This is a genomic window from Burkholderia sp. Se-20373 (assembly GCF_017104705.1).
Taxonomy (GTDB): Bacteria; Pseudomonadota; Gammaproteobacteria; order Burkholderiales; family Burkholderiaceae; genus Burkholderia.
On record NZ_JAAGPH010000210.1, the window covers coordinates 1 to 9,610 of the forward strand.

At 61.3% G+C, this 9,610-nt stretch carries 9 protein-coding genes and 1 pseudogene; 3 read left to right on the top strand and 7 right to left on the bottom strand.

All coding sequences use genetic code 11. The annotated features are described in order from the left end of the window. Both G3N96_RS35620 and G3N96_RS35625 read right to left on the bottom strand, forming a co-directional pair. Positions 1-328, bottom strand: a 328-nt coding sequence (locus G3N96_RS35620; RefSeq protein WP_206140100.1) for an aldehyde dehydrogenase family protein, incomplete at its 3' end; no start/stop codon positions are given. Positions 329-372: 44 nt separating this feature from the next. Then, positions 373-714, bottom strand: a complete 342-nt coding sequence (locus G3N96_RS35625; RefSeq protein ID WP_206140101.1) for a GNAT family N-acetyltransferase — start codon at positions 712-714, stop codon at positions 373-375. A gap of 271 nt (positions 715-985) precedes the next feature. Here G3N96_RS35625 and G3N96_RS35630 point away from each other — a divergent pair, with 271 nt between their 5' ends. Together G3N96_RS35630 and G3N96_RS35635 are read left to right on the top strand one after the other, a co-directional pair. Beyond that, positions 986-2,512: a PLP-dependent aminotransferase family protein gene (locus G3N96_RS35630; protein WP_206140102.1), complete on the top strand. Its 1,527-nt coding sequence runs from the start codon at positions 986-988 to the stop codon at positions 2,510-2,512. A 481-nt stretch (positions 2,513-2,993) separates the two neighbouring features. Next, a complete protein-coding gene (locus G3N96_RS35635) occupies positions 2,994-5,879 on the top strand; it encodes a GH92 family glycosyl hydrolase (protein WP_241022978.1) in 2,886 nt (961 codons plus the stop codon). A gap of 252 nt (positions 5,880-6,131) precedes the next feature. Here G3N96_RS35635 and G3N96_RS35640 read toward each other — a convergent pair whose 3' ends face one another. Further along, positions 6,132-6,401 carry a hypothetical protein gene (locus G3N96_RS35640; protein ID WP_206140103.1) on the bottom strand — a complete coding sequence of 90 codons (270 nt, stop codon included), beginning with the start codon at positions 6,399-6,401 and terminating at the stop codon, positions 6,132-6,134. 517 nt (positions 6,402-6,918) lie between these two features. After that, positions 6,919-7,248 (bottom strand): annotated as a pseudogene (locus tag G3N96_RS35645) (RHS repeat-associated core domain-containing protein); the annotation flags it as partial. An 82-nt stretch (positions 7,249-7,330) separates the two neighbouring features. Between G3N96_RS35645 and G3N96_RS35650 the strand changes: the two are divergent. Continuing rightward, complete coding sequence (locus G3N96_RS35650; protein ID WP_241022981.1) at positions 7,331-7,432, top strand: SymE family type I addiction module toxin; 102 nt, start codon at positions 7,331-7,333, stop codon at positions 7,430-7,432. 35 nt (positions 7,433-7,467) lie between these two features. Here G3N96_RS35650 and G3N96_RS35655 read toward each other — a convergent pair whose 3' ends face one another. From G3N96_RS35655 to G3N96_RS39500, 3 genes are all read right to left on the bottom strand, one after another. Further along, positions 7,468-7,713: a hypothetical protein gene (locus G3N96_RS35655; RefSeq protein ID WP_206140105.1), complete on the bottom strand. Its 246-nt coding sequence runs from the start codon at positions 7,711-7,713 to the stop codon at positions 7,468-7,470. Then, positions 7,710-8,228 carry an RHS repeat-associated core domain-containing protein gene (locus tag G3N96_RS35660; protein WP_206140107.1) on the bottom strand — a complete coding sequence of 173 codons (519 nt, stop codon included), beginning with the start codon at positions 8,226-8,228 and terminating at the stop codon, positions 7,710-7,712. Before G3N96_RS35660 ends, G3N96_RS35655 begins: the two co-directional genes overlap by 4 nt. 645 nt (positions 8,229-8,873) lie before the next feature. Further along, on the bottom strand, positions 8,874-9,610 hold a 737-nt coding region (locus tag G3N96_RS39500; RefSeq protein WP_241022980.1), incomplete at its 5' end, for an RHS repeat-associated core domain-containing protein.

A 9,610-nucleotide genomic window follows, 5' to 3' on the forward strand; every position in this document is an offset into this window, starting at 1 on the left:
CTGCTTCGTACGTCGAATCCTTGATGCACAAGCCGGCCTCGGCCGTGATCAGCGCTGCAATCTCTGCGGTGCGCGAACGCACGATATCGGCCGCACGGCGCAGGATCGCCGCGCGATCGTGGCGCGTGAGCGTCGGCCGGTAGGCACGTGCGGCCGCAAACGCGCGCCGCACGTCGTCCAGCGTCGCCTTCGGCACGGTGCCGACCAGCGCGCCGTCGTACGGGTTGCGCACGTCGAGGACCGCGTCGCGCCACACGCGCTGCCCGTCGATGCGCAGCGCTTCGTGCCGCACGCCGGATGCGGGAATCGGCTTCAGGACCGTGCTCATGTCGTCTCCGTCTTGGTGCAGCGCGATCGTGGTCACGCTGTCGGTTAGCGCACCACCACCAGCCCTTCGTATTCGAGGCAGCGGCACAGCGTCGCCCAGGCCGGCGTATCGGGCCATTCACGCGCGCGGGCATCGATGCGGATCGGCCGCCCGAATTCGCGCGACGCGCACGCCAGCAGCGTGTGCGCGATGCCGCTGCGCCGATACGCGGGTTCAACGTACAGCCGCGTGAGCGACGGCGATCGCACTGCACCGCCGCTGCCGTCATCGATACCGAGTTCGCCGATCGCCTCGTCGTCGCGATACGCGACCGCCGTCGCACGTGCATCGTCGAACACGATGCGGATCACGCGCTCGCAGCGATCCCTGAACACGATGACGTGCATGGCGCGCCTCTCCTTGACATCACGCTACGAGCGAACGCGATGCGCGCACGCCTCCCTGCGCCCGCGAACCGGGGACTAATCCGGATCGTCCAGCGGCGACGGTTTGAGTATCGTCTTGCCACGTCGGCGTGCAGTAGTGCCAGACGGCACCTTTCATTGAGTCCACATCCGCGGCGGGACGCGCGTATTCTCGCGACACCGCGCCCCTCGCGGGCCGCTCGCGCACCACGCGCACCGCCTCGCGTTTCCCGTACCGATCACAGGAGGAAGCATGCCGAGTCGTACCCCGACCGCCCTATGGGCCCAGCAGTTCCGGCGGTCATCGGCGTCGAGCCTGCAGGACCAGATCCGGCGGATGCTCGTGGCCGCGATCCTCGACGGCCAGCTCGCGCCCGATGCCGCGCTGCCGTCGAGCCGTGAGCTCGCCGACCAACTCGGCGTCGCACGCAACACCGTCGTGCTCGCGTACCAGATGCTCGTCGAAGAGGGCTACCTGATCTCGCGCGAACGCAGCGGGCACTTCGTGAACCCGAAGATGCTCGAGGGCGTGCCCGGCTTCGCGGCCGCCAAGCCCGCCGCGCAGCCGGGCGGCAGCGAAGAAACACCCGGCCGCCCCGCATGGGACAAGCGCATCGCGCATCCGCCGTCGAGGCAGCGCAACATCGTGAAGCCCGCGAACTGGCAGCATTACGAATATCCGTTCATCTACGGGCAGTTCGACCAGTCGCTGTTTCCGACCAACGACTGGCGCGAATGCTGCCTGAAGGCGCTGTCGGTGATGGAGATCCGCAACTGGGCGCCCGACCTGATCGAACGCGACGACGAATCGCTGATCCAGCAGATCCGCACGCGCGTGCTGCCGCGGCGCGGCGTGTTCGCGATGCCGGACGAGATCGTCGTCACCAACGGCTGCCAGCAGGCGCTGTACCTGATCGCGGACCTGCTGTGCGGCAAGCACACGACGGTCGGCTTCGAGAACCCCGGCTATCCGGACGCGCGCAACATCTTCGAGAACCGCAACGCACGGCTGCTGCCGCTGCCCGTCGACGGTCACGGGATCGCCCCCGACACGCTCGGCGCGACGCTCTCGCGCTGCGACTACGTGTACGTGACGCCGAGCCACCAGTGCCCGACCACCGCGACGATGCCGGTCGAGCGGCGCCGCGCGCTGCTCGATTGCGCGCAGCAGCACGATTTCGTGATCATCGAGGACGACTACGAGAGCGAGAACACATTCTCCGGCACGCCGCATCCGGCGCTGAAGAGCCTCGACACGGCCGACCGCGTGATCTACGTCGGCAGCCTGTCGAAGACATTCGCGCCGGGGCTACGGCTCGGCTACGTGGTCGGGCCGCGCGAGCTGATCCGCGAGCTGCGCGCGCTGCGGCGGCTGATGGTGCGCCACCCGGTCGCGTATATCCAGCGCGCGTTCGCGACCTTTCTCGCGCTCGGTCATCACGACGCATTGCTGCGCCGGCTCGCGCATGCGTACAGCGAGCGCTCGCAGGCACTGATGGCCGCGCTCGATGCGCATCTGCCGGAAGCGCGCTACGTGCCGGTGACGGGCGGCGCGTCGTGCTGGGTCGAGGGCCCGCCGTGGCTCGATGCGACGCACCTCGCCGTCGATGCGCAGGAAGCCGGCATCCTGATCGAGCCGGGCAGCGTGTTCTTCATGAACGATGAAGGCGACGCGCGACGCTGCTTCCGGATGGGGTTTTCCGCGATCCCGCTCGAACGGATCGAGCCGGGTGTGCGGGCGCTCGCGCAATGCGTGCGTACGCAACGTCCGGGAGTCTGACCGGCGGCGAACAGGCGTCGTGCGCCAGCGCGGCGCACTCACCTCGAAGCACGCATGTTTTGCGCGTTGCAGTTGAAAAACCCGTTTCAACGACCGGCCGTGAGTCATCCTGCAGCCTGACTCACGACCACATGCTTGCTGACCGCCTCGTCCGGTATCGATGAACCGCAGACGTAAACGCATGACGCATGCGGTTCGACCGGCAAGCAATGTTCCGTTTCCTCATCGGACACCGCGTGCGTCGCTCACTCCCGCACGCCGCTACCGCGCGACTTCAACACACCATCGCCAAGATCGTCTCGTTTCGATTCGTTTAGTAAATCCAATAAAAACATTACAACTCTCCAAATCCGATTGACAACGGATTCGTCCAAATCCTAGTGTTACGACGCTGAAAGACGGCAACCAGCGACGACGAAGCAACGGTTCGATCGACTGGATTGCCGAAGAAAAAAGTGCGTGGACAACCGGAGGGGCGATCATGATTCGATTCACGACGCTCGCGGCAATCCTGGCCGCGGCGTGCGCATTGAGCGGGTGTGGAGGCGGTGACGGCAGCGACGGAACCACGGCGTCGGTGTTGGCCGCACGCCCGTCGGACGCCGCGGCCGATACGACCCATCTCGATGACAACCGCAACCTGTCGTTGACGCAGTACGTCGATCCGCTGATCGGCACGCTCGCGAGCAACTCGCCGAACCCGGTGCCGGCGGGACAGGCCGGCAGCGTCGAACCGGCCGCCGGCCTGCCGTCGGGCATGGTGCAGTGGGCGCCCGACACCAACACCACACCGGCACCGAGCAACAGCCAGGAGCCGAACTCGCCCGCCGGCTACTACTACGACATCCACTCGATCCAGGGCTTCAGCCTGACGCACATGCCGGGCGCCGGCTGCAGCGGCAACAACGGCGAATTTCCGGTCATGCCGACCACCGACCCGACGCAGCTCGCGCCAACCTTCAGTCATGCGAATGAAACGGCCAGGCCCGGCTACTATTCCGTGCTGCTCGACTCGCAGATCAAGGTGGAGCTGACCGCTACGCTGCGCACCGGCTTCGGCCAATTCGCGTACCCGGCCGGCAAACCCGCGCTGCTGGTACTCGACGCGACCCGCACCAACACCAAAACCTCGACCACCGGCGCCATCACACAGGTTTCCGACAGCGCCATCTCCGGCAGCACGATCGGCGGCGGCTTCTGCGGCAACTCGGTGCCGGTGCCCGTCTACTTCTACGCCGCCTTCGACCAGGCCTTCACGTCGGCATCGATTTCGCACGGCGTAGCCCAACTGGGTTTCCGCTCCGGCCAGACGGTCAGGATGAAGATCGGGCTCTCCTACGTCAGCGTCGCCAACGCGAAAGCCAACCTCGACGCGGAAAATCGCGGCTGGGACTTCGCGGGTGTCCGCACGCAGGCCGACCGCATCTGGAACGATCGCCTCAACAGCATCCGCGTGGCGGGCGGCACGCTCGACGCGAAGAAAAAGTTCTACACGGCGCTGTATCACGCGCTGTGGGCACCCAGCATCTTCAGTGACGTGAACGGCCAGTACATCGGCTTCGACAACACCGTGCATCAGGTCGCCAAGGGCCAGCAGGCCCAGTATTCGTCGTTCTCGGGCTGGGACATCTACCGCTCGCTGATCCAGCTGAAGTCGATCCTCAACCCGTCCGAGACCAGCGACATGATCCAGTCGCTGGTCAACGACGCGGACCAGTGCGGTGCGATTCCGCACTGGGTCAACGACAACGTCGAGGACGGCGTGATGCCGGGCGACGCCGGTTCGCTGATCGTCTCGAACGCCTATGCGTTCGGCGCGCGGCGCTTCGATACGCGGTCCGCGCTGCAGCACATGGTGAAGATGGCGAACATCCCCGGCACGGCCTGCAACAACGTGACCACCAACGGCGGTCGCGCGAGCTACCTGCAGACCGGCTACATCACCGGCGGCGAGTGGGGACAGGCTTCGTCCACGCTCGAATACACGAGCAGCGATTTCGCGATCTCGCGCTTCGCGGGCGCACTCGGCGATGCCGCCACGCAGCGCATGCTGCTGAGCCGCTCGGCCTACTGGCAGAACCTGCTCGACACCACGCTGACGCCGCCACTGATCGCGGCGCGCCAGTCGAACGGCGCGTGGATTCCCGAGACGCCGAGCAGCGGCGACAACTACGTGGAAGGCAATGCCGAGCAGTACACGTGGATGGTGCCGTACGACGGCGCCGGCCTGTTCGCGCAGCTGGGCGGCAACGCGGCGGTGACGTCGCGGCTCGACCAGTTCTTCACGGTGCTCAATGCCGGCCTCAGCCTGCCCAACTTCTACATGGGCAACGAGCCGACCTTCGAGGTGCCCTGGCTCTACAACTGGGCCGGGCAGCCGTCGGGCACACAGCGCGTGGTGCAGCAGATCCTCGCCAGCGCGTTCGGCACCGGCCCCGACGGCTTGCCGGGCAACGACGACCTCGGCGCCGTGTCGGGCTGGTATGTGTGGGGCGCGCTGGGCCTGTATCCGCAGATCCCCGGCGTCGCGGGCCTGGCGATCGGCAGTCCGCAGTTCCCGCAGATCGATGTGCGGCTCGGCAACGGCCGCACGTGGCGGATTCGTGCCGAAGGCGCGCCCGCGTCCGGCTACGTGCAGTCGCTGTCGATCAACGGTCGGGCCCACGATGTGCCGTGGGTCGCCTACGACGACATCGCGAACGGCGCGACGCTGCACTTCGCGATGGGCAGCGCGCCGTCGCAATGGGGCAGCCGGAAGCAGCCGCCGTCGTTCGGCGTGCCGGTGGCGCTCAACGCGGTCGACAGCTACAACAATCGCGGCTTCAGTGCGGACGGTGCGACCAATGCCGACGGCCAGGGCGCGGACTTCGACGGCAGCCTGTTCAGCTACTCGCTGAATGCGCTGGCAGCGGCGGGCGTGCAGCCCGGCAAGCCGTTCGCGGTGGCCGGCGCGAGCATCGCGGTGGCGGGTGGGCCGCTCTCGCTCGACAACACCGTCACCGTCGGCCAGACCGTGATGCTGCCGCCGGGATCGGCCGGCACCGGCGTGGTGGTGCTCGGCTCGGCCAACAATGGCCCGAGCAGCGGCACGGCGCAGCTGAATTTCGCGGATGGATCGAGTCAGGCCGTCACGCTGGCTTTCGACGACTGGACGCTGAATGGCGGCAGCGCGCATGCCAGCGCGGCGATCGCCGTCACGATGGCGTACCGCAATTCGGGCAGCGGCCAACAGGATAACGTGAAGACCTACATCTTCGCGCAGAAGATTCCGGTGCCGCCCGGCAAGGTGGTGACGAGCATCGTGCTGCCGCGCCAGGTGAGCGCCGGCAAGATGCATGTGTTCGGGATCGGGATGGCGGCGTCTTGACGTACGCATGACCGGCGGGGATACGTCGGGCCCTCCGATGTATCCCCTGGCTGGCCGGCGCTGCTGCGCGATCTCCTGAGCGAGAGCATCTTCTCCGGCACTGAAGAGACTCGACACGGCCGATCGTCAGCCGATTGAACGAACTCCAGTCGTAACGTTGCTCGTCCGCCTGCGATCTGCCGGGAGCACGGTCGCCAGTCGCGTTGTACTCACAATGCGACTACGACGACGAAAGTGAATCGCCACCCGACACTATTTTTTTGTATCAATGCCATCGGGCCCAACAAAATTACTCACCTCGACATCAGCAACATCAAAGTCAAAATTCGGCTCCCTACCAAACAACGCAACAAAAAGATCACGCACAAATAGTTCCTTATCCTCCACCTCATCCAAAGGAATCTCTTGTGGAAACAATCCCCTCCAGTTGGCATCGCACGAATGCGAAGTCAGGACATATTCCAAAATATCCAAAACCATAGACTGAGAAATCGGCCCAAATCTATCAAACCTCAACTTCATTTCCCCAAGCAATCGATCCAGATCATTTTTTTATTAATATAAAGATCATCCAGTTCATCGTCTCTCATGGAGTAGAGATAATAATACAACGGGCTGATATAGTTAAAATTGATAGATTTTTTCATGGCGATGGCAACTTGGGAAACGCTGTGACGATATTTCCATTCCGACGAACAATGGTAACCTTTGACACACTCAATACCGTGCCGCCCCCTTTTCGATAGCCTTCCCCTACAGTTCTACCCATATCGAAAGTTACTGAATCTTCCCCGCTGACGCTCATCTTCGCCGTACCGCGCTGAATCGCATCCAACTGATCAACATTACTCATAAACCGCGTCGAGTCGGTCGGACGAGGGCGCATAGAGCACGGGCAGTCAGGCGGAATTCCCATCACGGCACGATGCTCCTGCTGAGCAAGTGTTGTCCCCGCTCCATAACGAGAATAGGCGCGCCCTCCGCCCTTTGCGTCGATATCCTGCAAAATATTACCTGCGCGACGTTTTGCACGATTTCCGGCTAAGCCTAAAGGATCGATCCATTCGGTACCGTTCGGTGCATACTGATACGCATTGATCCCGCCCGTCAGTCCGATCGGATCCTTGCTAACGAACCGCCCACTACCCGGATCGTAATACCGATGCCGGTTGTAATGCAGCCCCGTCTCATGATCGAAGTACTGCCCCTGGAAGCGCATCGGGTTCCGAATACCCGCCTTGCGAGCCGCCTCGCTGATCACCTCCTTCGCCTCGCCCCATGCTCGGTAACGCGCACTCCACGCAATCTCGCCCTGCGCGTCCGTCACCTCCAGCGGCGTGCCGATCTGGTCACACTGGTAATAGCCGATCCGGCCTGTTCGTGCGGCTCCACAGCGGGTCCCGGTCGATGTCGTAATGCTCGTCATCTTCCGGCCGCTCGTGTATCCACGAATGAAGCTTGAAGGACGATGGATCGAGCACGTGGGATTCGAAGCAGGGCAACGCGTAAAGGTCAACGTCGAGCACGGACAGCTGACCATTACCCCCGAATGAACGAAGGGCCGCGCAAGCAGCCTTTCGTTCTCCAACTACTTAAGATCTAAATTTTTTCCAACGTAATAGCCAGTGATCATATCTATTACATCCTCCAGAATGTCGGCGTCCCCATCTCGATCGACACTCCTCAGCATCTGGTCAACCTCATTAAATTCTTTCAATATTTCCAATTTTCCAACGCCAGCATCATTCAAATTAATCACGAGCTGTCTTAGCGACTCCTCTGGGGAATACTGAGAAAGTGCCACCTCAATTCTGCCTTTGATTTCTGACTTCATTTTCGAATAATCCTTTTCCAAAGCGGCTTAGTCTTCGCAAGACGAGTGGGTAACTCACACGCACAAACACCTTCCGCCGTTTTTATACTTGCATGAGTAATCGCGCCTTTCCCATCTTCATCATGTACCAATCCATGTTGTGCGAGATCGTCACTATCAATTCTGTACATTCCCGAATTCTTTTGGGTTCCCCCAAAATCAGCGGGACGACGATGAGGCTGAATGTTCTCGGGTACTAAGTCTGTAGACATTCCTGCTTCGCCTGGTCGAACACCAAGTGAATTTGCTGCGTTCACACCATTTTCTGTCGGTCCAGAATAAACCACCGGGCCACCATCACTATCAACGGTCATTCCACGATAGAGTATCTTTCCCACCAATCCCAATGGGTCAATCCACAGCACGGGGTTCGGCACGTATTGATAGACGTTGATGCCGCCTTCCAGCCCATACTGATCCTTGCTAACGAACCGCCCGCTACCCGGATCGTAGTACCGATGCCGGTTGTAATGCAGCCCCGCCTATACGTCACGCTCCCGCATCGCCCAAATCGCAACGAACGATGCCCGCCGCATTCTTCGTCGTAGCGGTATCGCGCGACGATTGACACGTCGTTGAGTCTTGTGTGGCAAGGCATCTCGACATCGAGCGACGGTTGACCAGAAAAGATCGGCTGACAAATCGTACATGCATCGTACTCTTCGGCTTCAAACCCAGTGAGCACAAACTGTTATGACGACAGCTTCAAACTCAGCCAAGTCCACCTACGATCCCAATCGCTCCTTTGCTGCCTCTGCGACCAATTCGTCAGCATCATTTGCAAGACGTTTCAATATGTCTATGGGCGCCTTCGGATTGCATGCAATTGCCTGTCTAACTCCCGGGTGTGCATCCGAAGCCAATCGCTCAAAAATCTCCCGACCAATCCTACGCTTTGTTGCAACATCACACCGAGTCATCCAATCCCCACTGCAAGACAAATGGCTCAAAATATTCATAGAAATCGTGCTATTGGCAGCAACAAACCTGGAAAGCGCGGGATATCTTGACAAAACCTCCACCCAAACCTCATCAGCCGCCTCTCCATATATTTTATTAAACTCACACTCATCCCCACTTTCCGCATACACCTTGAACTCATCGGCTGATTTAATTTCCACTCACTCCCCCTTCGCATCTCGGCATTTCATTCCCTTCATGGACATCTCTTTTCCGGTCGTGCCTTTATGCTTATCCATATAGTCTCCGTAAATATCGGCATCATTCTCGTGAACGAGATTACCTCCAACTTGCCTCATAACCTTCCACATAGAACCGCCATGCCCCTCTGTATCAGCAGACCACCATAGCTTCGTAGTGGGATCTCGGAGGTATTTGACACGCGTTCCGTTCAGCATCGCCTCACAAATTCGGTCGTAGCGGGTGACCTCCCACGCTTTCCTGCAAGGACATTTGGAGTTCTGATTTAGCTTGTTCGATGTGGGTTTTCTTCCCGCTCCGTCGCTTGACGTGCGTGCCAAGCCGAGCGGGTCAATCCACCCAACCGGGTTCGGCGCGTACTGCCACGCATTCGGCCCACCTTGTAGCCCGATCGGATCCTTCGATATGAACCTACCCGTATTGGGATCATAGTAGCGGTTGCGGTTATAGTGCAGCCCCGTCTCATGATCGAAGTACTGCCCCTGGAAGCGGATCGGGTTCCGAACACCCGCCTTGCGCGCCGCCTCGCTGATCACCTCCTTCGCTTCACCCCACGCTCGGTAACGCGCACTCCACGCAATCTCACCCTGCTCGTCCGTCACCTCCTGCGGCGTGCCGATCTGGTCACACTGGTAATAGCCGATCCGCCCAAACGCCACCGGCCGGTTCGTGCGACTCCACAGCGGGTCCCGGTCGA